Below are 24,147 nucleotides of genomic sequence, written 5' to 3'. Positions count from 1 at the left end.
GGCGGCTATCTCAATAATTCTGCATACAAAGTTTTGATACGAAAACGCCGCAAAGCTGTATGCTCCACGGCGTTTTACTTTTTTCAGGCAAACTATTTCAAACCATGCCGATGCTGCCATTTGACAACCCGTACCGAACGGCTGCCGAAATATACACAGGCGGCAATATCCATCATAAATTTGCCTAAGCTCGGCGTCAGCCCGTAAGCAAAGACTATGTAAAAGGTATAGATCGCTCCACCTAAAAAGGCGAGATACGCCCACGCCTCCGGCGACAATGCACTCCACTTGCGCCCATTCAGACGACAAATCATCAAGTACGCCGAAATCAGTGATGGGGCGGCAGAAAGAATCAAAAGTAATTTCATTTTTTCGGTCTCCACGGCAGAAGGTTCAGCAGCCACTCCACAATATCGTCTGCATGCTTTTCGAACGATGGCCAAACGGCGCGGGCAAATCTCAACAATACCTGCCACAACAAGCCGACAACGACGGGGGCAAAGGCATGTGCAAACTGTATGCGCTGCTCACCCAGCGACGGATGGCTGCCAACTACTTCGCCGATTAAGAAATGCGTCAGCGGTGGGGCAAAAGCGCCACCCAAAAGCCCGCCGATAACGATATAGGCCACTACCATCCAGCGGCTTTTCGGCTCGCTTATCATCGTTACCGCCGCCGAAGCCACCGCGCCCAGCACGACTGCATCGACAGGCATCCCCAACAGATGACCTGCGCCGACCACACCGCCGAAAGTGTAAACGGCGGCAGGGGTAATAATCGGTTCAGACATTTTCTTTTCCCTTATGCGAAGGTCGTCTGAAACTGTTTTTCAGACGACCTTCCGTGTTATGAATCAGATGGCTGCTTCAGGCAAATCGGCATAGACCAACTCCGCGCCGGTCAGGCTGTTGGCGGAAATAGGCTGACCGTAGGCATCGACCGCACCCTCTTCAACCGCCGCCACAACAGCCTGGTATGCCCAGTCCAATACATCCGTACCGCGCGGCGGCACGCCCGGAATATTCAACTGCATCGAACCGACCGAACGTCCGCGACGTTCAAATGTCGATTTGCGCACGTAGCTGTCTAACGACACCACATTAAAGCCGGTTGCATAATCCAGCGATATATGTCGGATGACGTGAAACTCGGCAGAACTGTCGGTTTCGGTATCGATGATTTCACGGTTGATTCCGACGATGATTTGATTTTTGTCTTTTGACATGATGGTTTCCTTTGGATAAAAAAAGACCGTCTGAACCATTCAGACGGTTTCGGTTTTGCAGCCGTATCTATTTCCGTTTCCGAAAATGACGGTAGAAAAGGATACAGGCTAAAAATAAAGGCAGCAGAAAGCGCGCATAGGGATACCACGGATGGTCTGCATGCCAGTATCCGTACCGTCCCTGTGGAACGGTATCATAGTGGTAACTGTCGGGGAAAAAGTTGATCCAAATCGTTACTGCCAGCCATAAGGCTATATCCCTGACTGCTTTCATTTACTTCTGCTCCTGTTTAAATTCCCAGCAATTCCATTTCAAAGCGCGAACGCCAACGGGATTGCGCGGTTACGATGCAGACTTTCAGACGGCGGTCTTTTGCAGTGTACTTTAACCAGCTTTCGTAAAATGCCTCAAGGACTTTAACGGCATTATTAACCTTGCTTTGCTTCAACACTTTAAACACTTCATCACGGGTTTTACTTTTCAGATAGCTTCCAAACGACGAATTCCCAAAAATAAGCGGAATTTCGTTTGGCGCAAGTTTGACAATACTTCCTGCAATACCGTCTGCCAACACCGCCATCGGCTTGATGCGCTCATGGCAGGTTGCAATTTCGTCAAACATCTTGTCCGCCATATCAACGACGGTTTCGGTAATTTGACCGGGCTGTACCTTGACAGCTCCGTCGAATAAAGCGTTAATGATTTTAACATAGGCTGTACGTTTTGCCTGATCCATAATAAACCTCCATAAAAAAAGCCCACCCTCAGGCAGGCAGAAAAAAGCCGCCCTTTCGGACGGCTAAAATTTAAACAATAAGACAGACGATACCCGATAAATCGCCCAAGGGCGAATAATCAAAATTGCCGCTAATGCGGCAGAGGATATGCAATGAATGCGCTGCACCATCGATACCTTTCTGGAAAGATATACTGCCTATCTTTGGTAGATGGAATGGGACGGAAAAACTAAGAGGCACATCCTGCGGAGTCCTCATATACAACGGTGGCCCACCCGGAACCCATACGGAAAATTTCTCGTTACGTTCTATCCTCTTTTCAGGCGACTGAATCGTAACCTCCCGCTGAATCACACCATCCATATACAGTTGCAGACTGACAACTGCACCGTTTTCTGCAACAGCAAAAACCGGCGGTACGATGACCGTCCGGCGTGCTTTTCGGCTATCAGGGATTTGGCATATCAATTCCTGATAACCTAATGGCGACTGCTTCAGCTCAAACGTCCTGACCGCCACGACATCTCCGATGATATTAGCGGCCTCCAAATCCACGGCTTCGATTCTTGCACCACGTATCGTACCGCCGTTGATCAGACCTGCATTGACGGTTGCACCATTCAACGTCGGCGCTTCGACGGTTAGGTTGGCGGCAAGATGCTTCGCCAAAACAGAACCTGAAGCAAACAAATCACCGTTCAATGCCTGCTTTGCCCTGCCGTTTTCGATAACGGTAACGAAAGCGGGCGTAACCGTCTTATCTTTCGGATCGACATAAGCAACTTTATCTGCCATCAGGAGGATTTCGCCGCTTCCCGTCTTTCCATCAGCTCCCACTGCAACCCCTGCAACTGCACGACGGCCGCCTGCTATTGCCTCAGTCTTCAGCGTGTACAAAGACTGTATTTTCCCTCCTATCTCTGCAACGGCAGAACTGGCCTGCTGAACTTTAGCCGACAAGGCCGTCAAAGCAGACGTATCGGCGTTACTGTCCTCCGGCGCGGGACTCCAGTCAGTTGCTACCGTGCCGCGCTCCAGTTTTACTCCCGAAACCTTGATGGAATCAGATGTCTGATAACGCGCCTGAACGATGATGCCTCGGAGTGCCTTTACCTCTTTGGCAACCGTGTGTTTGGCGACAATACGCTGTTTCAGCGTTTTGGTCGTACCGCTGACGGCTTCTTCGTACCACGCAGCAAAATACCCGATAGAGTTGTCGGCGTAGGTCACAGAAAATTCCACGCCGATTCGTGGGTATGGTTTGCCATAAGGCGATGTAGCGTTTACCAGTTCGATATCGCACGAGATAATCAAACTATCGCCTTGCTTCAGATCCAAAGCAGACGAAACGTCGATAGTGACGTTTTTGGTCTGATTATTCCCGCTAACGGTCAACACTTTGCCGGCTGTTCCTGTTGATAAGGCATAGTTCCGGCCGCCGACCTCAACATTCTCCAGCTTCGCCGTCAACGTGTTGATTTCAGACGACCTGGCAGCATCATTTCGACTGACGGTTTCTGCAAGACGGTCAATTTTTGCCGATGCCGTATCCGAATAGGACTTGGCATCCGCCAAGGCTTTATCTGCTTTGGCTTTGGCATCCGCCGCCGCTTCGCGCTTGATTTGTGCATCTTTGGCTGCCGCATCGGCAATTGCCGCCGCCTTGGCCGCATCAGACTTGGTCTTGGCATCCGCCGCCGCAGCCGCCTGTGCTGCATCTGCTTTGGCCTGTGCCGCTCTTTCTGCCGCCGCCTGTGCTGCATCTGCCTTAACTTTGGCGTCTGCCACTGCCGCTGCAACCGCCGCCGTTTTAGCATTATCAGCATCACGCTTCCATTCTGCCGACAATGCGTTGCGGGCGATAGTGGCAACTTCGTCCTTCTCTGCCTTGGCAGTCTGCAATCGTGTGATCTCTGCCTGATTTCCGGATGCTACTGCCTTAGCCGCACGAATTTCTTCGGTTTGCGCCTTATCGGTTTCAACCTGTGCTGCTTTATAGGCAGTCAATTCAGCCGACAAAGCCGATAACGCAGACGCATCGGCGTTACTGTCCTCCGGTGCAGGACTCCAGTCAGTTGCTACCGTGCCGCGCTCCAGTTTTACACCCGAAACTTTGATGGAATCAGACGTTTGATACCGCGCCTGAACGATGATGTTTCGGAGTGCCTTTACCTCTTTGGCAACCGTGTGTTTGGCGACAATACGCTGTTTCAGCGTTTTGGTCGTACCGCTGATGGCTTGGTCGTACCACGCAGCAAAATACCCGACAGAGTTGTCGGCGTAGGTCACAGAAAATTCCGCGCCAATTCGTGGGTATGGTTTGCCATAAGGCGATGTGGCGTTTACCAGTTCGATATCGCACGAGATAATCAAACTATCGCCTTGCTTCAGTTCCAAAGCAGACGAAACGTCGATAGTAACGTTTTTGGTCTGATTGTTGCCGCTTACCGTAAGAACCTTATCCGCCGCAGCCGTCGATAAGGCGTAGTTCCGTCCGCCGACCTCAACACTCTCCAGCTTCGCCGTCAACGTGTTGATTTCAGATGACCGGGCAGCATCATTCCGACTGACGGTTTCTGCAAGACGGTCAATTTTTGCCGATGCCGTATCCGAGTAGGACTTGGCATCCGCCAAGGCTTTATCTGCTTTGGCTTTGGCATCTGCCGCCGCTTCGCGCTTGATTTGTGCATCTTTGGCTGCCGCATCGGCAATTGCCGCCGCCTTGGCCGCATCAGACTTGTTCTTGGCATCCGCCGCCGCTGCCGCCTGTGCTGCATCTGCTTTGGCCTGTGCCGCTCTTTCTGCCGCCGCCTGTGCTGCATCTGCCTTAACTTTGGCGTCTGCCACTGCCGCTGCAACCGCCGCCGTTTTGGCATTATCAGCATCACGCTTCCATTCTGCCGACAATGCGCTGCGGGCGATAGTGGCAACTTCGTCCTTCTCTGCCTTGGCAGTCTGCAAGCGTGTGATCTCTGCCTGATTTCCGGATGCTACTGCCTTAGCCGCACGAATTTCTTCGGTTTGCGCCTTATCGGTTTCAACCTGTGCTGCTTTATAGGCAGTCAATTCAGCCGACAAAGCCGATAACGCAGACGCATCGGCGTTACTGTCCTCCGGTGCAGGACTCCAGTCAGTTGCTACCGTGCCGCGCTCCAGTTTTACACCCGAAACTTTGATGGAATCAGACGTTTGATACCGCGCCTGAACGATGATGTTTCGGAGTGCCTTTACCTCTTTGGCAACCGTGTGTTTGGCGACAATACGCTGTTTCAGCGTTTTGGTCGTACCGCTGATGGCTTGGTCGTACCACGCAGCAAAATACCCGACAGAGTTGTCGGCGTAGGTCACAGAAAATTCCGCGCCAATTCGTGGGTATGGTTTGCCATAAGGCGATGTGGCGTTTACCAGTTCGATATCGCACGAGATAATCAAACTATCGCCTTGCTTCAGTTCCAAAGCAGACGAAACGTCGATAGTAACGTTTTTGGTCTGATTGTTGCCGCTTACCGTAAGAATTTTATCCGCCGCAGCCGTCGATAAGGCGTAGTTCCGGCCGCCGACCTCAACACTCTCCAGCTTCGCCGTCAACGTGTTGATTTCAGACGACCGGGCAGCATCCTGACGTGTTACGGTTTCCCGCAATGCCGAAATACCGCTTTCTGCATTACCAAGTCTGACAGCCAGTGTTTCACGCGCCTGCGCCTCGGCTCTGTCGCCATCGGTACGGGCTTTTTTTTCGGCTTCCAGCCCGGCGGCGGTATTGCCTTGCGCAGACGTAACAGTTTGGATTTGCTGCGCCTGCTGCTCATTGACAGCTTCTGTTGCGGCAATACGCGTACCGATTTCAGATGACTTTCTAGCAAGCTCGGCAGTCCGGGCAGACGATTCTGCCTGTATTGCCGCCGTGCGGGCAGACGACTCTGCCTGTATTGCCGCCGTCCGCGCCCGTGCTTCCTCCTGTAAGGCTTTAGCACGTTCCGCCGCCTCTGCTGACACTTTCAACCCCGCAGCCGCAGCCATATCCCGATTCAGCGTATCTATCAGCTCCCTGCTTAATGCAGACTTCCCGATTGCCCCCTGAATCTGCTGCACTATCGGCGCAGGATTGTTGTCTGCCCTACCCTGTACGGCAGCGGTAAATTCCCCCGTATTTCCTGCAATATCACGAATGCGCACCCAGAAATAATAAACGTCGGCAACGCCGACGCCGGTTAAGGTATAGCTGTTTTGCGGATACGCCAGCGACGCGAGTTTCGTTGCCGTCTGAAGATTGTTGGTCTTGCTATACCACAGCTCGGAAACCAACTCGGAAACAACGGTTTGCGGCAACACCCAATCCACGGCCACAGACAGTGTTTTCGGCGTCGTCCTCAATCCGGTAACGGCATAGTCGATACTCCAAGCCTTAACCAACGGTGCAGACAGTACACCCCGTGCATTACGGCCGCGTATTTCCGCCCGATAATTGCCGTTCGGCAGATTTTCCAGACGGATTTCCGCTGTCTGTGCATCAGGGATATGGCGGTATAGGCTGTTGTTACGGTAAATCTTAATATCGTAAGTTAAAACCTGACCGTTTGCGGCCAGGTTGTCCCATGTCATCACAACTGTTCCACCGTCGGTATTGACAGCCGCATCGGTCAACACAGGGGCGGTGTTATGCAGCGTGGTAATTTCATGGTCAAAATGCGCAAAACTATCCACCGCAGCATATTTTTTCGGGTCATGCAGCAACGCGGTAACCGTATAAGTACCCGCATCCGTATTCTCTTTGATGCCGATGGCACGATAGAGGCGCGGCTTGACTTTTCCGGATAAAACCCACGTATCGCCAGCCTGCAGCGGCACCTCACGCTCCAAAGTAACCTTATTGCCTGCTGCCGCAGTTATCTTCGCTGATTTCAGACTGCCGCCTTCAGAATAAAACACCAAGGCTCCGACCGCATCGGATACAGGTCGATCCAGCGTCAGCACATTGCCCGAAATGGCGGCAACACGTCCAGACAACTCTGCACCCGCGTATTGATTGTCCATAATCTGCACGATGTCGTAAGGTAGATGCTTCAACCCCTCACGCCCGATTTCAAACGTTACGGCGTTCTGCTGCCGCAACTCAGTTTGCAGCGTCCATGCGCCGAAACGTGCCGCCTGCCCGCGCGAATCGCAGCCGAACGCAGTAATCTGCTTGATATTCAAACCATAGCGGGCGATGGCTTCGTTGTCGGCTACATATTCTGTTTTAGCGCGATAGCCATCGTATTTGTCTATATACTGCACATGAACAGCAGTATGAATGGACTTCAACGCTGCACCCGCATAATTAAACAGGCCGTCTTTAACATTGGCATTGGTATATTGCGCCACCGGATCGGCGTCGGCATCCATGACGACGGATACTTGCTGTCCGTTCCAAACCGGTAAACCGGTAAAGACGCTGGCAAGATTGTTCAAAAATTCACCTGCCTGCATCAGGTCGGTAATGTAGGCATTGCAGACGAAACGCGGCTCTTTGCCGCCGAATCCGTCATCGACCGGCTCGTCGCAATATTTCCCGATTTGGTACAGGCTCCATTTATCTATGTCTGCCACATTCAGACGATGTGCCAGCGTGGAAAATCGCGGCTGGGTCAGCACATCGTAAAAAACCCATGCCGGGTTGTTTGTCCATGCGGTTTTGAAACTGCCATCCCATGTTCCACCCGTATATTGGCGGGTTTCAGGATTGTAATTGGACGGCACTTTGACCAAGCGGCCTTTCATCAAATAATTGCGACGCGGAATCTGATTCCCGAACTGCGCCGAATCAATCGACAATGCCGCAAACGCGGTATGCGGATAGCTCAATTTCGCATCAACGATTTCAACGTAGGACGAAAAATAGGTATTGTTGCTGACCTTATCGGTCTTGGAATCAGGCGAAATTCGGAAAACACGGATATTGAACGGCACTTGCGGCACCACATCAAATTCGACATCCTGATAATATGTCCCGCTGGATTTTTCATTGAAACGCACCTGATTTGATGCCTGCACACCATTGCTGTTTATCAACTCAACACGCATTAAGGTATCTGCAGGCACGGTGTCGCCGTTGTCTTCAACCTGCGCATTCCGTTCGACAGCGACCGTAATCCGCAAACGGCTGACCAATTCGTCGGTAACGGCGCGAACAATCGGCTGATTCTGCTTCACCGCAGCCGAAACGGCTACGGTGCGCTCGGATGCATCGAAACCCGGAACATAGGACTGGTCTTGCTCGCCACGCTGGAAATAACCCGTAACTCCATTAAAATTGTAGCTGCCGTCCGAATTTTGGACAGGAGTGTCATCAAAATACACGCTTTTGAACGGCGCATCATCGCCGTTGGCAAACCCCGAAACCACACCTTCGGATACCGCATCAATAATCCGCAGCGACTGGGCGCTGGATAAACTGTTTGGGGCTTCATAAGGTGTCCGTTGTCCTCCGCCCGATTTGCCGCCCATACTATTTCCTTTCCTGATTCAAAACCTTATTTCACGGTATTCAGAATACCGATCAAAGCCCAAAAATACACAAACAAAAACAGACACGCCGCGAAGTTTGCCCCTTCGCAGCGTTTCGATTTTTCAGACGACGTTTCAGCCCGAAAACGCCGCCTTATAATTGCGCGCCCGCACGCTGTCGTCTGAAAAGTCGGTACGGTATTTCTGCCCGTTCGGCGCGGTTGCTGCTACGCCTTGAACGAATGTTTTGGACAAACCCAAATTCAACACCGCACCTGACGAAGCCGCCGTCGATGACGGTTCGATACGGCGGGACTGCACACCCTGCGATACAACACGGCTGCCGCAGTAGCAAAGCCCGTAAGCCAACGGCACAGGGCGACCCTGTGCCGCTGTATTGGCAAGGTTGGAAAAAGCAGAATTCTTACTCTCTTCCACCCCCTTGCCGCCGGCATTCAATTTGGGCTGCTTGGTCAACATTTGGGCGACACCGCCCGCCACCATGCCGATACCGACGGCGATAAGCTGCGTACCACCGGCCCAACTCGTAAACGCGCCGACTACAATCAAAACCGCTCCGATAACGGTTTGAATCAACCCGCCATTTTTACCTGCACCCTGTACGCGCGGAACAATGTGCAATACGCCGTCAGCAGGCCGTCTGAACACGCTACTTATCGTTTCTTCCGACTGGTCTTTGCCGGCAAACCGCACCTGATACACCCCGTCCCGAATCCGCCGACGCAAGCCTTTGATTTGGGTAAACAGAGCGTGCAGGGCTTCGGCGGGCGTCTCGACGTGCAAAACAAAACGGCGGCCGTATTCGCGCAGGCCGCCGTACAGACAAACAGTAATCATGCTTGCTCCATATGGATAAAATCGTTCTCAAGTGCCTGCATCATGGCCGGCTCGAAATCGGGATGCCGCCAAACGCTGTGCGTAACATCCGCCCAATAGCGGGTATAAGGTACACGGCAGCTCAATTGATTGTAGGCATGGTGCAACATCCAGTCGTTGCCCAAATACAGGACGGCATGGGACGCATGCCCGCCTGTTGCCGTCAAGACCACATCACCGGCGCAAAGGCCGTCTGAAACACGGGAAAACCCGCAATTTTCCAAATGCTTTTCCCAAAAGCCCGCCGCTGCGTCCTCATCTATATCACCGCGCGGATGGTCGGGGAAAACCAGCCCCATCAACATGAAGGCATCGCGCACCAGCGTGCCGCAATCCGCCTTGCCGTATTCGAAGACACGCCCGCGCAAATGCGGAACGGGGCGGAACAGTTTCAGACGACCTTGTGTAACCAAAATCCAAGGCAAGCCCGTTTCGACCTGCATCTGTCTGTCCGCACCCGATAAAAACGGCTCGTCGTGCGGATGGGAATGCACGACTGCCACAATCTCGCCGACGCGCTCCGCCGCCATCCAGTCGTCAGCGGAAATCTCAAAGGTTTCATGCGGGCTTTCGGCACAATTGGACAAAGGCAGAAACTCATAGCCTCCATAACTGAAAACCAAAACCCCGCACATTTCAGACGGTACCGCCTCTTCAGCACATGCCAGCATTTCGCGCCGTACTTCTTCACTTAACAAATCCAAATCCATCATGTCGTTACCTTATCACTAGATGGGAAACCGCCGAACGGCAAAACCGCCGTCGCGCCAAACCGCGCCCTGCATCCTGTCAGTGTTTTGCTGCATACGTCTTTGGACGCATCGTCCGTGGGCATATCGAAACGGTCGGCAACCGCACGCCCCGTATAACCGCATCCTTCGCCGCGATACTGCCAGCAGCAGGTATTTGCCAGCATAATACGGGCGGGAATGACCGAACCATCCGATTCAGACGGCGCAGCAAGTTCGAAGGTTGCCGTTTCTGCATTCAATGCCGTCATCCGTTCAACCAAATATTTGCCGACGACTTCCTGCATCGGGTCTGCGGTCGGATTGCGCCCGGACTGGAAATTGACCGCATCTAAAAACTTGGCATAGGTTTGACGGCGCACAACCAGCACGCCGACGAGCTGACCGAACTGATCCGCCGCGCCCGTAATCAAACCCAAGAGATTCGATACCGTCAGCGTCGGACGGTTGCCCGCGCCTTGCGAAGTTGATTCAAAGCCGTCAGCCTTAATCGGATAAGGCTCATATGCCTGTCCCTGCCAGACAACCGCCGTACCCCGCTCGTTGACCTGATTGCAGAAATAGAAAACCCGACCGCCCAGCGACCGCAAGTCCACTTGCCACAAATCGACCAAAACATCCTGCTGCGCGGCAGACAAGGCTTGCAGCATCACGCCCGACATGGCCTTTATACGCGGATTCATGAAAGCACCTCCTCAAACGTACAGCTCAATTCGTAGGCTTTGCCACCCTTTGCCGTTTCCTGATATTCCGATACCTTGACCAATACAGGCACGCCGTCGGGCGGTCTCCAATTAAACGGCTCAACACCGCGCCGGGCATCAAAAAAGGCTTTGATTTCTGCCATCAAAGCCTTTTGTCCGACTATCTTGATCTCCCAGCTTCGCAGCTTCGGTTTCAAAGATTTAGGCTGCCGTTGCTCGTAGCCGTCGCCAAAGCGGACGGAACGGACATCGAATTTATGTACAGCCTTATTGTCCGAAGCAACACGCCATCGGAATGTTTCAGTCATGATCGGTTCCTTTCAGACGACCTATTTATGGTAAGTACCGTTTTCACGGTACACATTCTTGACATACCACTGTTCCACCATGCCCGGTATGGCGGCGGCAAGATGCTTCGCCATCTCCGTATCGGCACTGCTGTCCGATTCGGTGCTACCGTCCCGATTTATAGTGATGTTGACCTGCATGCCTCCAGCCCCGGCCGAACGGACTCCGGTCAAAACAGACGGCAGTCCTACTGCGCCGCCACCGGCATAACCATTCAATCGCAGCCGCTCGACAGCCGCAACGCCGCCGTGATTACGTACGTCCCGCTGGGAAAATACGACTTCGCCCTTGTGGACAATGCCGGCAGGCTCATACTTCCCGCCGTAGCCGGTATAACCGCCGCCGGAAAACAACGCATCGAACTGCGTACTCCCACCACCGACAATACCGCCGTCGGCATAACCCAACGCCGACTTCATTGCATTGACAATCGCCATTTTAATCAGCATTTTTGACAAATCCTGCAAAATGGAAACAGTCAGGCTTCGAAAATCAAGTTTGCCTGTGGCAACAAAGTCTGCCAGCGCATCCCCCATTTTGTCGAAGGTTTGTACGGTGGCATTTTCCATCGCCTGCCTCATCGTTCCGAATGAATCGATGTAGCTTTTCAAGCCGGACTCGATACCGCCGCGCCAATCATTGTCGCTGTCCGCACGCGCCTTCTGCATTTGAGAAAGATTGCTCATCCCTTCCGCCTTGCCGCGCTCCAATAAATCGATACTTTCCAACGGCGCACCTTCTTCACGGGCTTTCGCTATCTGTCTGTCCCACAGTCTCGCCAGCGTCAGTTTCTCGATTTCTTCACGGGTTTTGCCGATAAGCGAAATTTCAAACAGCCTGTCATCCAACTTGTCTTTCGAATCGTCGGTCATTTGCTTCACTATGTCGGAATATTTTTTGGAAGCGGCCGTCAAACTATCCTGCGCGTCGGCCTTCTCCGCCAGCTCGCGGGCATCGGCCTGCTGCTTCAGCGTCCAATCGCCGAAAGTCGGGTCGGACAACAACTTCAACTGTTCGCCGATGGCGCGGTTGCCGTTTAAAATTTCCAGCACCCGCTTCGCTCCCGCCTCCGCCGCCCGACGGTTAAAATCCTCCTCCCATTTTTCGTAGCCGGAAAGAGGTTCTTTCTCCACCTCCTTAAACAACCCGAGGTGCGCCATATTTTTCGCCTGACCATCAACACCGACGGCAAATCGCGCAGCCGCCTCTTGAGAACGCCAGTTGAAATGCCAGTGGTCGCCGGTTGCTACCGTACCGTTTTTATTGCGCTGTCCGGCAAGTTCCAGTTTAAGGTTAAAATCCTGCCCGTTTTTAAACCCCAACGACTCAAGATAACGGGTCATTTGGGCGACAACTTCCTGTTTCTGCTTCATCCCCATACTGGGAGAAGGAGTAGCATCAAATGCCAATCCACTGTTATGCAGGCTGTTTTTCCCAATGTGGTATCGATCTCGGAAGGCGCCGAAACGGAACAGACGGTCTCCCAGCATCTGCTGCATGGCATGCGCGAAGGCATATGTCCCGCCTAGCGCTTTGCCGCCCGCTTCGGCTCCCGGTTTAATCCTCAAGCCGTTCGAAACAGTGGGGTAGCTCGTTTTATCCGTTTTTTCTTTCTGTTGGACGTGTCTTTTATCGGCATAACTCTCGTTAATCCGCCGTCTGTTGGTGGCGTACTCGTCAATAATCACCTGCCGTTCTTTCGCATCCGTGATGCCGTCCAACGCCTTTTCCAGTGCTTTGTCGTTTTTCTGCAGTTCGCGTTGCTTTTGCTGCTCTAGAGTGGCATAACGTCCCGAAATAGCAGCCAATTCGGCCTTACCTTCAGTTCGGTTTTGGTTCTGCTTCTGTTTCTTCCGCAAAGCTTCAGCAGCGGCTGCCTCATTGTCGATTTCGGCAAGCAACCAGGCACGCCGCGCATAGGCTTCCTGCAGCTTACGCTCGCCCTCTTCACCCCAAAACAATTGCGTAACCGGATGTTTCTTGTTGGTTTCGATTTGGGAAATAAACGAATTCAGCGCGGCGATTTCATCCAGCTTGGTCTTGTCCCTGCCTATGGATTTAACAGCATCCCATGCCTCCGACGCACTTTCTTTAATATCTTTCCACGCCCGCTCAATCAATCCAAGATTGCCCAGTACGCGTTTTGCCATATCCTCCGACTCTTCGGAAAATTTCCGCTGCACCAATGCAACCGCGTCCTGCTCCCGACCTTGTGCCTGCAAAGCCTTGACCTGCTCGTAAACATCGGCAGTCATTGTCCGGTAGTTGGCTGATAGGGCTACCACGGCTTTCAGCGGGTCTTTGGCGATTTCAGTATATTTATCAACCAAATCGTCAATACTTTGTCCCGTTGCCTGCGACTGGAGGGTAATACTACGGGCGAACTGTTCGTAATTGTCCGCTGCGACCTTGCCGCTTGAGACCAAGGCCGTAATTGCAGCACGCGCATCAGCATAGCCGCCCGTCGCCGCCCCGACCGAAACAGCGATTTCCTGCATCCTGTCTGCAGTAATCCCTGCTGCATCTCCGGCAAGTATCAAGGCTTTACGGTATTCGCGCGATTCCTCTGCGCCCTGATACATCGCATAACCCAATGCCGCAACGCCGCCGCCCAATCCTGCAACAGCAAGGCGCATAGGGGAAATGACCGTGGCCAGCCCCTTAAGCATACCGCCGAAGCCGCCATACATATCACGCAACTGCCCACCCTGTTGCATCATGATCAGAAACGGGCTTTGCCCGCCTGCAAGCTGGGTAACGATGTCGGTAATTTGTGCCGGGGTTTGCCGCAAGGCGTTATTGAACTGCTTGACAGACTGCGTAGCGCGATTGGTCTGCGTATTATGCCTGTCCAATTGGGACAGTAGCGGATTAAGCCGTGCAATATCGATACCGCGCTGGCGCGCAAGCTCTTCGTAATACTCTCGGTTTGCCTTACCGCCTGCAATCTTAACGGCTATATCACGACGGATGGCATTTTCCAGAGAAGCCAAAGACCGTTCCGTCCGCTTCGATGCCGCCGACACTACCGTTGACGATTTCTCCGCGCCGTCGCCACTATGTACCAATCCGTCAGAAATACGCCGCCCCTGGGAAGATGCCACGTCCCCCAAAGACTTGATGGACTGTTTTGCCTTTTCTACGCCGCTGACGACACCGCCTGTTTCGGCGGTAATATAAATCTTAGTTTCGTTATTCATGTTCGCCTGCCCACATTGACAACACTTCAAGCTCCATCATGCGGACTTTCTCCAACAGTGTTTTCCGTTTCTTCGGCTTGATATTGCCGCATTCCATAACCGCTGCAACGGCGGAATAATCCAACCCCGTCTCACCCGACATTCCGATACGCCACTGCGTCGATACTGCAATAAACAGTTGCACCGCCTGCCAGTTGCACGGCCATACGCCAAAAGTGGTCTCCTCTTCTGAAAAATCGTCCGCCGAAAATCCGAATACATTCAATTCCGCCGCATCAGGCTGCTTCTCATAAAGCGCACGCGCGGCGGCAATCAGTTTCCCTCGCGGGCATTGAAGACTTCCTCAACATAGCCGTTGACGACGGCAAACACCGCCATCGGATAGCTATCCAGCAGGATTTCGACATTCTGCCGGTCGAATGCTTCTTCCAAATCCCAGCCTTGAACACAATCCAAGACGGTATCTGCCGTCCAGCCGTCTTTATGCTTTTCGGTAAATTCTTTCATTGCCTTGCGGCCGCGCGCCTTAAATTCAAATTCGACGTCCGCAGGTTCTGCACCGGGAACAGGGATTTTTACGGTATGTCGGAAAGTTGCATCAGGCTTCAAAGTGAGTTTTGCCATTTCAATACTCCAAATAAATAAGGTTGCCCGAGCAACCCGGACAACCTTGATATGCAGATAAAATCAATAACGGTTTACTTCGCCGGAAATGGCGTAGGACAACGTTACCGCCATTACTTGGTTACGAACCAATTCGGGGGTTTTATTCATGCTGGGATAACCGTTATAGCAAATCAGCCCACCACCTTTCAAAACCACTTTCAAAGGCCACTTGCCGCCTTTATCGCTGCATTTTGCAGCCGCCTTGTAGCCGGGCAACGAAGTATCGTCAGCGATCTTAATCGACATTGACATAGCTGATTTCGTGGACGGGATTTGCTGGTCAAAATCGTCCTCCAGGAAACCAAAATCTACATATTGCTGCTCGCCGCCACTGGTCGAAAATTCTACAATTTGCGAAACTTGCACCCAATCGGTAATTTTCTGAACAGCACCGATACCGCTGCCTGCCGGAAACTCATCTGCATTGGAAGTATCAATGCCGGTCAGCTTGAATGTATCGGTTTTGACATCGCCAATCTGGAAAACGCGTTCATTCAACTTTCCCCAGCCGCTTTTAAACAAAACCAAATCGCCGTTGGCAAACCCGTGTCCTGCTACCGTCAGGACGCATTCGGCAGCATTAGTTGCCACCGTAGCTTTTTTCTCCGCCGCCAAAGCGGTCGCAATGTGAACGGTCGCACCGTTCGGTAATTTCACTGCCATACTTTAACTCCAAATTAAAGGCAATCTGAAATCAGACTGCCGTATCAAAATAAATTGCCTGCCATCCTTGCTGATAATAGACGGTAACGGCCTCGCCGCTTTCGTCGGAATCGATATTCAGCAAATCAGGCACCAGATTTTCCAAATCACCAACACCCAAATCGGAATGTTCGGCAAACAACTGCCCAATCAAAGACAGCATCTCTTCCGCCAGTTCGTCCGCACCGGAAGCAGCCTGCACGCAAACCAACGTAACCAGCCGCATCGTATGCCGGTAGGTAGGCGGAAAATCAAACGTTTCCTGTTCGGTTCGGCGACTGTCAACGTACACCACAACACACGGCAACTGCGATTGCGCAGGCGCGAAACCACGCCCGGAATACACGCGCTGGAACTTCGTTTTCAGCACATCTGTCGCCGCATTGCGGATTTCAGTAAGTCGGCTTGTCATGTATCGCCCTCAATTGCACAACAACCATTCCGCAGCCGTCAAAATCGGTTTCCGCCACCGCATAACGTTTTCCGCGCACGGTAACAACCACCGACTTCACGTCTTCCGGCAGGTCGTCTTCAGTAACGATGATTTGCGGGTCGGCATTGGCAACGGCAACGCCAAACCCGCTATCCGTTATAAATTCACGGTCAAATATCGCGTTTACCTCTTTACCGCCAATCATCACGGTTTCACCGAAATCGGCAGGATTGGTAAACACGTTCAGCGGCTCGTTAAACACTGCCGTCCTCGCTGCCCTCACCGGATACGTTACCGCTATCTTCATCTTCGCCGCCAGAGGATTCGGCCTCTTTGGCAGGCGCTTCTGCCGCCCAACCTTCGCGGATATAGACAGCCGCCGCAGATTCGTCCACCGAATATTTTTTCCCTGTGGCAAACGTCTGTTCACCATCGAAAAAACTACGGGTCGGGATAATTTTGATTTTTGCCATTTTTAATACCTCAATCAATAAGGTCGTCTGAAATGCAGACGACCTTGGGTTTCACAATCAAGCAGCCACGATGTCTTTAATGGCTGCAAAGGATTCGACATGACGGACGGCAATATCCACATCTTGCAACGTGGTGATGCGTACCGCGCCCGCAGTAGACTTGGTGTACGGATCAACAATCACATCCAAAACGCCCCAGTGTGCAATCATCAGATCAGACCAGTTACCAAAAATCAGCGGGCTGCATTTGTTGGCCGCCGTGCCTTTGGTCAGGTTGGACGGAATTTGGTTTGATACCGCGCAACGGTAGCCGTTCAACGGCGCTGCGCCGTCCTGCCAGATGTAGCCGGACACGCCGTCGGCCTTCAGCTTGGTTTTCAGCAAACCGCGCACGCGGGCATTGGTGATGTAGGCCAAATCGCCGATGTCGGCATTGGCGGCGGCAATGGCACTTTCCAAAGCGACGATATGCTTCCATTCGGGCGCACCGCCGTTCGCACCGATTTCCACCGCGCCGATGCCGGCAGTATTCAGGATGCCGGTCGGTTCGTTGCCGGTACCTTTGCCATTGATGGCCGCCAAATCGATACCCAGCATCATCGCTTTCAACAATTCGCTGCGGGCGAACTGTTCGGCAGACAGCGAGGATTGCAAAATGAATTTGCGGCTCAATTCGGTATTGGCGGTAACGGTTTTCGGTTTCAGGCTCATTTGTCCGAAAGTGGCGTTCGATTCGGTTGCACTGCCGTTTTCATCCACCCATTGAACGGTGTTTCCGGTCAGGTGTTTCGGAATAGTGATGTCGCCGACCAAGCCGTCCAGTACGGTGGCGCCCAACTGGGCAACGGCAAGTCGGTTGCGCAGCAGTTCGATGAACAAGTCTTCGCGGAAGTCGTTTTCGATGACGTTGCCGCCGTTTGCCGCATTGCCTTTGCTGTAAGCGCGGGCAATCAAATCAGTCGGCACAAAGAAGCCTGCCGCTGCGCGACCATGTCGTTTTTCCAACTCTTCCGACACTTCGCGTTCCAAGCCAGCTTTGTCCCATTTGCCGGTTGCGGCGGCAGACATGGCGCGCAGAAGGGAAAATTCACGCTGTTCTTTATCAGTCATGCCGATTTCACCGGCGGTAACGGTCGGCTTCGTCTGCATGTTTGCCATGATGGCGGCGCGTAATTGGGCTTCACTGCCACCCTCTTTAATAACCTTTTCGGCTGCTTCGATACCGCCGTGGGCGGCGTAACTGCGACCAATGGCCAGCAGTTCGGAAACGCGCGCGCGTTCGTTCTGCATACCGCGTTCGGCGGTGTTGTTGGTATCGGTTGCTGCGGCGGCAGGGATTGCAGCAGCGGAAGTTTCCACCGCAGCGGGAATTTGATTTTTATCCATGTTTCGATTTCCTTTTTCAGGGGTTGGGTTTTCAGGGTTTTCAATAAATGGTTCCGCCGATCTGCCGACACCTACTGTCGGGTCTGCCGGAACGGTTACAAAACTGATTTCATACGGCATCCAGCGGGTAACGATGTAACGGTAGTCCTCATCGTCTGCATCGGGATTGTCCAATACCATGTCTTCCACGCGGTAGCCGACGCTGATATGGCGTAGGATGCCGTCTTGCACGTCTTGGAATTTTTCCGCCGCTTTCGCACCGTTGCCAAAACGTACCAAGGCACGGCCGCGCTTGTCGGCATCAATCCAAGCACGTTCGATGACGCCGATTTGGTCGCTCCAGCCATGATTGAACAGCACCGCGCCGCCGTCGTTCAGACGGCTTAAGTCAACGGCACCCGCCGCATGACTTAATACTTCTTCGCCGAACCAGCGTTCTACCGGCTCTTCGCTGGAAAACGCCACTTCGACCGTCCGTTTTTCAATATCAACGCTTTCGCGCTGAAATACGGCAAAGCGGCTCATTTGCTGCATTTGAGCCTTATCAGGCTTCATTTTCTTCATTCGGGTTATCCTCCGATTCCGGTTCTGCCGCCGATGCGGCCGGTTTTACGTCGGCAATGATTCCTTTTCCTGCCAACATCTGGTTTTCCTGTTCGATTTGGGTGATAACATCTTCAAAATCCAAACCCATTTCCGCGCAAATATCGCGGCGGGATTTGACTGCCAGCGCCACTGCCTCTTTATGCGCATTAATATCTTTCAGCGGGTCAACCCACGACCAGCGGCGCCCCTGCCAGTTGCAGGCCTTGAACTTGTCCAGCTTGCCGGCAGGCAGCGATTTGCCGGACGGCATCTTGATTGCGCCCATTAGCAACGCCGCCTCAATCCAGCGGTCGAATACGTCATACAAGAACGCTTCGGCAAACCAGTTTTGCAACGTCATCCATGTGTCGCGTTCCTCCAGCGTCCCGCTGCGGATACTGGAAAAGTTCACGCCCTCAAGGTCGTTCGCCAAACTGTGATAAGCCACGTTCAAACCGCTGGCGATACCGCGCAGGCTGGCTTTGACGAATGCGTCGTAATTGGCGTGCGGATAATCCGGGTCGAACGGCGTAAAGTCGTAACCCTGCGGCAGTTCGTGGAACGTACCCGGCTCGACCGAATCGATTAAATCGATGCTGCCGCGCCCGTTATCGACCTCTTGCCCGTCAATCGGCGGCATGAAGTTGTCGGCATCTTCCGTCTGTTTGAAAAAGCCCATTTTCGATGCACCGACACGGGCAGCGATAATGGCCGCTTCCTGATAGCCCGACAGGTTTTGCAGGCCGATGATGGCCGAAGCCACCCATGGAAAGCCGCGCCGCTGCTCCGGGCGGTCGTGCAGGAAAATATGGCTGATTTGCGCTGCCGGCACCCGTTCGCGTAAATTGCCCGTATTCGTCTGTCCGTATGATTCGCCCGGATGCGCCGTCCGCAACCAGTACGCCACAGGACGGGAATAGCTGTTTAACTCAACCCCCATGCGCACGGCGTTACGCCCGTTTTGCTGCGGAACGTTGTATCCCGTATCCAAACGGTCAATATCCAGCACCTGCAACGCATAGCCGTAATCATTGTCAAACCCTGAAATATGACGAATCAGCACTTCGCCGTCCTGCGCCACGCTGCGAATCAGCAGCCGTTGCAGGTCGGTAAAAGACATCTGGCCGGTAACGTCGCACACGCCGCGCCGCGCCCAGCGGGAAAACGCTGCTTCGATGGCCTTGTTCGCCAAGGCATCGGGCTTTTCGGCGTTATCCAGCAAAACACGCATTTGCAGGGCAAAACCGTCGCGCCCGATAACGTTGCTTTCGACCATGTTCAAAAACTTGCGCATGTAGTCGTTGTCGCGAGCAAGGCTGCGGGCGCGGGCGCGCAGGCGGTCAAGGTCTGACCGCGCCAAAGCGTCCGCCGACCAGTTTTGCGGCTGCCACGAAGCCAGCGACCCGACCGGACGCGCCCCTGCAAAGTTGCGGCGGGCTGTTTTCGGGACGGCTTCCCGCCTGCCGAACAAACGCGCAAAAAAACCGCGCTTTTGCGGCGCGGCATTTGATTGTTTTGCCATAGCTCATCCTAAAATCGCGTGATGATACGGCCTGAACGGCGCGGGGAAAAACCCGCCGCCGCTTCCAGCCGCGTAATTTCCCGCTGCCAGAACCGTATCTGCTTCAATAAATCGGCAAGGCTGGAAAACTCCATTTCGCGGTCTTTGATTTTGTACCGCTTGGTCATGCCCCTGCCTGCCGCATGTTCCTTGTAGGCTTTTCGAAGGCTGTTCAGAATCTCTCGCGCTTCTTCAAGTTCTACCACATACTCATTACCGTTCATTTTCAGACGGCCTCTTTTGCATAAATTTTACTGACGCCTTCCTCGAAACGCTCTTCCACCAAGCCTTCCTCAATCAGCGTATCAATATCGCGGCGGGCAAGAATCCAGCCGCTCCACTTCTGCTTTCCATACACCTCATTGGCAACACCGGTCGATGTGCAACCCGGATGCGTCCGAATGTGTGATAGAACCTGTTCTTTTTCGTTCATGGTTATAGCCGTATAAAGGCCGTCTGAAATCTGCTGTTCAGACGGCCTTTTTCTTGGTTTGCACTTAAAAGGCGGCCGCAAACCTTGACCGCACCCTCTAACTTCGGACAACGTCGTATCAAGCCCTAATCTGAAATGTAGCAGAAAAGCGTTTTCTGACGTCCGGTTGACGCTTAACCGGCTGGACAGCCATCTATTCAGACGGCCTAAATCAATAATTGGTAACGAAGTTACCGCCCTTACGGCGTCTGGTTGCCGCAAAACCGCTACCGCTGTCCGCCCTCGTTTTTTTCTGTACCTGTTCGACGGGTTTCGGTTCGGCAAACAGTTCCGACTGCAACAGCGCGTTTTCGTATAACGCCCATTTTGCCGCCGACATGGTATGCGTGCCGACCGAGCGGGCGGCGTGCAGGGCATAGACTTCGCAGTCCAATGCCTCGTTTCGTACGCCGACTTTTTTCTGCCAAACCTTTTTGTGCTTGTTCATGCGGCTGGGTACTTTGACTTCGCTCAACAACTGGCCGCAGTAGTCGGCGCGGACATCTTTGTAAAAGTGCATCCGCCCTGCCCCGCTTCCTTCCAGATTGATGCGCGCATGCTCGTCTATCAGCAAGTCCTTCGCCCGCGATACGCCGACGCTGTACACCTGAACGCCGAATTTGTCGGCCTTGGTGTTTTTGTGCTTCAAGTCAATCGCCCGCGCCCGACTGAAAATCTCTTTATCGGGGTTGGTGCTGCCCTTGACCGCCATCACATTCACCGCTTTCACGCCGCGACAGCCGCGCACAAAGTGATACACCGCGTCGGAGGTATTGCCGTCCGAACTGTCTATCGATACCGCCGCGATTTTCATTCCCGCGCCGGTTTCGTGCTTGTAGGCCGTCTGAAAAATCATCTCGGCCAGTTTGCGCCACACGTCGGATTTGACGTCCACCGTGGTGCCGTGGATTTCGCCCCACCAAACCAGCCAGCTTTCCTCACCGCGCCCCCATGCGCGGATGATGACGGCCAGCCGGTCATGTTGCACGTCCACGCCCATAGTCAGAATCAGGCCGCCGCGCGGAACGGTGTTTTCGGCATAGTCTTCGCCGCGTTCTGCCAGGTCATCTTCCTTTACACCGTCGTTGGTCATCTCAAACGGGATTCCGATGGACGAATTGACGAAGGCAATCATCGGCGATATATCGCCGTTGTCCGCTTCGTATTGCGCGGTCAACCATTTTTTCATCAGTTCGGAAAACACACTGCCGGGGAACGGGCTGTATAGCTCGTTCAGGTAAAAACCTGCGGTGCCGTGAAAAGGCGCGGTCGCCTGCCACCAACCGCGACGCACATTACGGTTTTTCTGCATGTCGTTCCACACCGCGCCGCAGTTCGGGCAGGTGTAATGCGCCGTTTCCGGCAGCTTTTTGCCGAAAACAGGATGATTGCCGTTTGGGTCTTCGTCGCAAGAAAGGTAATCGAAGCTCAACACATGGGCTTCGCCGCATTCGTGGCACGGCACCATGCCGACGCGCTTATCCGACAACTCCATTTCGGCGGCGATTGTCGAGACGCCCGCAATAGTCGGCGTGCCGCCTAATACGATTTTCGGGCGGCGGTAGGTTTTGGTTCGCTCCTTCGCCAGCTTGATACTGTCGCCCTGACCGCGCAGGTTCAGGTTACAGTCGTCCGGCTCTTCCACACACACAATCGGCACCGGCGACGATTTCACACTGGCGGGGCTGTTACTGCCCACCAGCTTCAGAAAACCGCCGGGGAATTTCTTGAACAACTGCCGCTGCCCTTGCGCACGGATACGGGTATCGACTTTCTCGCGCAGGGCGGGCGTCGCTTCGACCATCGGAACGAATTTTTCGTCCATGTACTCTTTAGCCGCCCCCTCTTTCGGGAATAGAACCAATATCGGACTGGGTTCGGCATCGATGGATTTGCCCAAAAAGTTACCCAGCACACCCGAAGTCCACGCCACTTGCGCCGATTTTTGGCAAACAACCACTTGCACGGACGGGTCGTCCAGCGCATCAAGCGGGCTGTTTTCCCATGCCAGATACGGTGTTACGTCCAAAACGTATTTGCCCGGTCGGGCAGCCTCTATGCTGGAAAGATAGCGGTACTTGTTTGCCCAGTCGCGGGTTTTAATTTTGCGCGGCGGCGCCCATTTCCGGCACGCCTGCCGCAACACCCGCGCCACCGTTTCAGCCATCCGCGCCTGCATGGTTGCGGCTGTCATCTCCATCGTTTTCTGCTCCGTAATTCGATAATTTTTCCAACGCCCTGTTGATGTACGCCGCAATGGTATCAGGGTCTATTTCCACGCCCGACGTCGCCGTCAGTTCAGCCGCCAACTGCTCGGGCATTGTTAAAAATTCCGTCCGTGCCGCTAAAACATGGTCGCCCCATGCGCGCTCAAACATCGCGGCCGGCGCAAGCTGTCCTAATTTTTCGTCCCGCTCCAATTCAGCCAATTCAGCCTTCACCCTGTCCAGCCGGTCACGCGGCTTTTCCTTGTTCAGCCGTTCCAGTTCCCGCTGCAACATCCAGCGGATAACCGCAACGGTATCGTATTCATTCGCAAGCCCGTTTTTATCTGCATAGGCCGCCACCGGCAGACCTTCTTTCTGCCAGTTGGTCAAAGCCTGTTCCGTAACACCGACAATATCGGCAAGCTGTCTTTTATTCACTTTCATGTCAGTTCCTCATTAACCCAGCAAGCAACCCATACAAACCTGTCGCTTAACAGAAATCGCGGCTCGAATTACCCGCGTGACTGAAAGTCCAGGAAGTACCTTATCGGGCTGTGGCGAATGCTTTTTCGAGTTCTTCGGCAAAGACTGCCTGCTGATTACTGACGACAGCTTGTTCAGCAACCTCAAAATACCGGAGACGTTTTTCATACTGTGCCGCTGACACATACACAACCAAGGCTTTTACTTTTCTTTTTTGTCGTTTGTAAATTCCCGCAGGCAGTTTGCCGCGTCGTTTAAGCAGGGCGAAATGCGTACCATCGTTCAATCCGCGCACCATTGACCGAAACGCAGCCAGCGTGATATTGCCGAAACGGTCAAGCCTTACCGCATCTGACGGCACAATCCGATACCCCGCGGGCATCAATCCCCGCGAAACCAGAAACGCCTCGATACCTTTCGCCCGACGGCTTCCACCATAAATTTGCGCCGTCAGATATTTGCCCGCGCTTCTATCCTTTGCACCGTCCTTGAAATCGACCACGGCGGTCAATTCCTCCTTGGTCGCATACTGTCTGACAAACAGACTGTTCAACGTCCACGGCTTCGGGTTGAAGAACGAATCCCTCATTTCATCTTGCAGATTGCCGATTGCCTGTGCAGCAAGTTTGTTCACCGCATTTTTAGCGGCAAACGGGACTTGTCGGCGCCGGACATCATCCAAGCGTGCGACCATTTTGCTGACATCGACACGAATTGCCGGCATGACATCTCCAAAAAGAAAGGTCGTCTGAAATTCAGACGACCTTTAATAACAGATAAGGATTCAACGTTTCAACACACAGGACGACACATAAAGCGTCGCCCTATGTGC

The 24,147-nt window shown here is 53.3% G+C and carries 24 protein-coding genes; all 24 read right to left on the bottom strand.

What is annotated here, in order from left to right:
* Positions 1-92: 92 nt before the first annotated feature.
* The 24 genes from DBZ16_RS07745 to DBZ16_RS07625 all read right to left on the bottom strand — a co-directional run bounded on the left by DBZ16_RS07745 (position 93) and on the right by DBZ16_RS07625 (position 24,039).
* Positions 93-368 (bottom strand): hypothetical protein, encoded by a 276-nt coding sequence (locus tag DBZ16_RS07745; RefSeq protein ID WP_003757700.1) that lies wholly within the window; start codon positions 366-368, stop codon positions 93-95.
* Positions 365-790, bottom strand: coding sequence for a hypothetical protein (locus DBZ16_RS07740; protein WP_003757696.1), 426 nt, complete (start codon positions 788-790; stop codon positions 365-367). The genes DBZ16_RS07745 and DBZ16_RS07740 overlap by 4 nt, the downstream gene beginning before the upstream one ends.
* A gap of 63 nt (positions 791-853) precedes the next feature.
* The gene (locus tag DBZ16_RS07735) at positions 854-1,225 is read right to left on the bottom strand and encodes a hypothetical protein (protein WP_240600288.1); all 372 of its coding nucleotides are present in this window, start codon (positions 1,223-1,225) and stop codon (positions 854-856) included.
* 67 nt (positions 1,226-1,292) lie between these two features.
* The gene (locus DBZ16_RS16630) at positions 1,293-1,499 is read right to left on the bottom strand and encodes a hypothetical protein (protein ID WP_107813564.1); all 207 of its coding nucleotides are present in this window, start codon (positions 1,497-1,499) and stop codon (positions 1,293-1,295) included.
* Positions 1,500-1,515: 16 nt separating this feature from the next.
* Complete coding sequence (locus DBZ16_RS07725; protein WP_003757691.1) at positions 1,516-1,962, bottom strand: hypothetical protein; 447 nt, start codon at positions 1,960-1,962, stop codon at positions 1,516-1,518.
* A gap of 70 nt (positions 1,963-2,032) precedes the next feature.
* Positions 2,033-8,449 (bottom strand): TipJ family phage tail tip protein, encoded by a 6,417-nt coding sequence (gpJ, locus tag DBZ16_RS16360; protein WP_240600285.1) that lies wholly within the window; start codon positions 8,447-8,449, stop codon positions 2,033-2,035.
* 135 nt (positions 8,450-8,584) lie between these two features.
* Positions 8,585-9,307: a tail assembly protein gene (locus DBZ16_RS07710; RefSeq protein WP_107813563.1), complete on the bottom strand. Its 723-nt coding sequence runs from the start codon at positions 9,305-9,307 to the stop codon at positions 8,585-8,587.
* A complete protein-coding gene (locus DBZ16_RS07705; RefSeq protein ID WP_107813562.1) occupies positions 9,304-10,059 on the bottom strand; it encodes a C40 family peptidase in 756 nt (251 codons plus the stop codon). Before DBZ16_RS07705 ends, DBZ16_RS07710 begins: the two co-directional genes overlap by 4 nt.
* The gene (locus DBZ16_RS07700; protein ID WP_107813561.1) at positions 10,056-10,778 is read right to left on the bottom strand and encodes a phage minor tail protein L; all 723 of its coding nucleotides are present in this window, start codon (positions 10,776-10,778) and stop codon (positions 10,056-10,058) included. The genes DBZ16_RS07705 and DBZ16_RS07700 overlap by 4 nt, the downstream gene beginning before the upstream one ends.
* The gene (locus tag DBZ16_RS07695) at positions 10,775-11,107 is read right to left on the bottom strand and encodes a phage tail protein (protein ID WP_107813560.1); all 333 of its coding nucleotides are present in this window, start codon (positions 11,105-11,107) and stop codon (positions 10,775-10,777) included. The genes DBZ16_RS07700 and DBZ16_RS07695 overlap by 4 nt, the downstream gene beginning before the upstream one ends.
* 21 nt (positions 11,108-11,128) lie before the next feature.
* A complete protein-coding gene (locus DBZ16_RS07690; RefSeq protein WP_107813559.1) occupies positions 11,129-14,347 on the bottom strand; it encodes a phage tail length tape measure family protein in 3,219 nt (1,072 codons plus the stop codon).
* Positions 14,340-14,612, bottom strand: coding sequence for a DUF1799 domain-containing protein (locus DBZ16_RS07685; protein ID WP_107813558.1), 273 nt, complete (start codon positions 14,610-14,612; stop codon positions 14,340-14,342). Before DBZ16_RS07685 ends, DBZ16_RS07690 begins: the two co-directional genes overlap by 8 nt.
* A 47-nt stretch (positions 14,613-14,659) precedes the next feature.
* Positions 14,660-14,971 carry a phage tail assembly chaperone gene (locus DBZ16_RS07680; RefSeq protein WP_003757678.1) on the bottom strand — a complete coding sequence of 104 codons (312 nt, stop codon included), beginning with the start codon at positions 14,969-14,971 and terminating at the stop codon, positions 14,660-14,662.
* Between the two features lie 63 nt (positions 14,972-15,034).
* The gene (locus DBZ16_RS07675; RefSeq protein WP_003757676.1) at positions 15,035-15,676 is read right to left on the bottom strand and encodes a phage tail protein; all 642 of its coding nucleotides are present in this window, start codon (positions 15,674-15,676) and stop codon (positions 15,035-15,037) included.
* A 31-nt stretch (positions 15,677-15,707) separates the two neighbouring features.
* The gene (locus DBZ16_RS07670) at positions 15,708-16,127 is read right to left on the bottom strand and encodes a hypothetical protein (RefSeq protein ID WP_107813557.1); all 420 of its coding nucleotides are present in this window, start codon (positions 16,125-16,127) and stop codon (positions 15,708-15,710) included.
* Positions 16,108-16,410: a head-tail joining protein gene (locus tag DBZ16_RS07665; RefSeq protein ID WP_002244523.1), complete on the bottom strand. Its 303-nt coding sequence runs from the start codon at positions 16,408-16,410 to the stop codon at positions 16,108-16,110. The genes DBZ16_RS07670 and DBZ16_RS07665 overlap by 20 nt, the downstream gene beginning before the upstream one ends.
* Positions 16,403-16,621 carry a hypothetical protein gene (locus tag DBZ16_RS07660; protein WP_107813556.1) on the bottom strand — a complete coding sequence of 73 codons (219 nt, stop codon included), beginning with the start codon at positions 16,619-16,621 and terminating at the stop codon, positions 16,403-16,405. The genes DBZ16_RS07665 and DBZ16_RS07660 overlap by 8 nt, the downstream gene beginning before the upstream one ends.
* A gap of 57 nt (positions 16,622-16,678) precedes the next feature.
* Positions 16,679-18,571, bottom strand: coding sequence for a phage major capsid protein (locus DBZ16_RS07655; protein ID WP_107813555.1), 1,893 nt, complete (start codon positions 18,569-18,571; stop codon positions 16,679-16,681).
* Positions 18,552-20,114 carry a phage portal protein gene (locus DBZ16_RS07650; protein WP_107813554.1) on the bottom strand — a complete coding sequence of 521 codons (1,563 nt, stop codon included), beginning with the start codon at positions 20,112-20,114 and terminating at the stop codon, positions 18,552-18,554. The genes DBZ16_RS07655 and DBZ16_RS07650 overlap by 20 nt, the downstream gene beginning before the upstream one ends.
* An 8-nt stretch (positions 20,115-20,122) precedes the next feature.
* Positions 20,123-20,377, bottom strand: a complete 255-nt coding sequence (locus DBZ16_RS07645) for a hypothetical protein (protein WP_107813553.1) — start codon at positions 20,375-20,377, stop codon at positions 20,123-20,125.
* A 2-nt stretch (positions 20,378-20,379) separates the two neighbouring features.
* The gene (locus DBZ16_RS07640; RefSeq protein WP_107813552.1) at positions 20,380-20,586 is read right to left on the bottom strand and encodes a hypothetical protein; all 207 of its coding nucleotides are present in this window, start codon (positions 20,584-20,586) and stop codon (positions 20,380-20,382) included.
* 211 nt (positions 20,587-20,797) lie between these two features.
* Positions 20,798-22,825 carry a phage terminase large subunit family protein gene (locus DBZ16_RS07635; protein WP_107813551.1) on the bottom strand — a complete coding sequence of 676 codons (2,028 nt, stop codon included), beginning with the start codon at positions 22,823-22,825 and terminating at the stop codon, positions 20,798-20,800.
* Entirely contained in the window at positions 22,785-23,276 is a 492-nt protein-coding gene (locus tag DBZ16_RS07630; protein ID WP_107813550.1) for a terminase small subunit, read from the bottom strand. Before DBZ16_RS07630 ends, DBZ16_RS07635 begins: the two co-directional genes overlap by 41 nt.
* A 100-nt stretch (positions 23,277-23,376) precedes the next feature.
* A complete protein-coding gene (locus tag DBZ16_RS07625) occupies positions 23,377-24,039 on the bottom strand; it encodes a hypothetical protein (RefSeq protein ID WP_107813549.1) in 663 nt (220 codons plus the stop codon).
* Positions 24,040-24,147: the final 108 nt, after the last annotated feature.

This window comes from Neisseria sicca (genome assembly GCF_003044565.1).
In the GTDB taxonomy this organism is placed as follows: Bacteria; Pseudomonadota; Gammaproteobacteria; order Burkholderiales; family Neisseriaceae; genus Neisseria; species Neisseria sicca_A.
Note: the sequence above shows the minus strand (reverse complement) of the source record. Positions and strands in the feature narration are given on the sequence as shown.